Origin of the sequence: Variovorax sp. GrIS 2.14, assembly GCF_046115955.1 — a bacterium.
GTDB lineage: Bacteria > Pseudomonadota > Gammaproteobacteria > Burkholderiales > Burkholderiaceae_C > Variovorax.
This window is the reverse complement of sequence record NZ_JBJXIA010000095.1, coordinates 1-1,240: the sequence shown is the minus strand read 5'-3', so window position 1 is coordinate 1,240 and position 1,240 is coordinate 1. Positions and strand designations below refer to the sequence as shown.

Sequence of the window (1,240 nt, the reverse complement as noted above, 5' to 3'; positions counted from 1 at the left end):
ACAGCCACCCAAGGCCTTCAAAAATCTCTTCAAGCAACGTGACGACGAGAAACGAGTCTTCTACCACCAGGATTCGATAGGGACGCTCGCCGCTGCCAGCGTGAGGCGCTGGCGGGACCGCGAGCGTTGATGCGGGCGTGATGATGTTGCGACTGAGCACCGACGAACGCGGCAGGAACACGTCGCAAACGATGCCGGCGGGCTCGTATCGCAGCGTGGCGCTGCCGCCTGTTTCCATGGCCAGGGCACGCTCGATGAGGGTCGAGCCAAAACCGCGCCGCGACGGCGGTCGCACCCGCGGGCCACCGGCTTCGGTCCACGACAGGCTGATGCCGTTGTCATCGGCTAGTGTCCAACGCACGGCCACGGTGCCTCCAGGTGTGGAGAAGGCGCCGAATTTGGCGGCGTTCGTCACCAGCTCGTGGATTGCGAGCGACAGCGACAGCGCCGACTTGGGCGTCAACACCAAGTCACTGCCTTCAATCGTGACGACGTTTTGGCGCTGACCGAAAGGCTCGAGTTCTTCGCGCAAAAGGCGGGTGATCGACACACCCTCCCAGCGGGCTTCCGACAGCAGGCTATGCGCTTTGGCCATGGATTGGATGCGTCCGTCCAGGCCTTGAACAAAGCCAGTGAGCGTTTCGGCGCTGCGACTGGTCTGCACCACCAGTGCCTGGATGTTGGCGAGCGTGTTCTTGACGCGATGGTCCAGTTCGGCCATCAGCAGGCGGTCACGATCCGCCGCTTTCTTGCGCTCCAGCGCGGCGGCGTTGATGCGGCGCAACACCACATGCAGCAATGACAGTCGCAGATCAAAGGCCGCTTGGTTGTCGGCCGATGTCCAGGGCATGCTGCGGCCAACGATGGTTTCGCGCCAGACCTCGAAGGACTTGCGCGGAGTCAGCCGGTCGCCATGCGGGCCCGGCACCAGCTCCTTGCCTGGGGGACCCGCCCATTTGAAGCGTGCCACGATCTCGGGGCGGAACCAGATGATGTAGTCCGAAAGGTCGTCGGACACCGATATGACGAGCAGGCCGGAGGCCGAGGCGGCGAATTCCTTTGCCGGCGCCCAGACGTCATCCAGCCTGTCGGTGGCGTAGATCCCGGTGGTCTGCGGCATGTACCCGTCCAGCCAGCTCACCAGCTGCCTTATCTGCGCCTCGTCGGGCGTACTGCCCAAATAGGTAAGCTGACCTTTCACACAGACGGCGACCCCGCCCTTCTTTCCGGAGTCCATGCC

At 63.6% G+C, this 1,240-nt stretch carries 1 protein-coding gene; it reads right to left on the bottom strand.

The genetic code is table 11. From position 1 onward, the window contains the following. The coding region (locus tag RCH10_RS27670) for a sensor histidine kinase (protein WP_409054851.1) at window positions 1–1,201 on the bottom strand (1,201 nt) is incomplete at its 3' end. Window positions 1,202–1,240 lie beyond the last annotated feature (39 nt).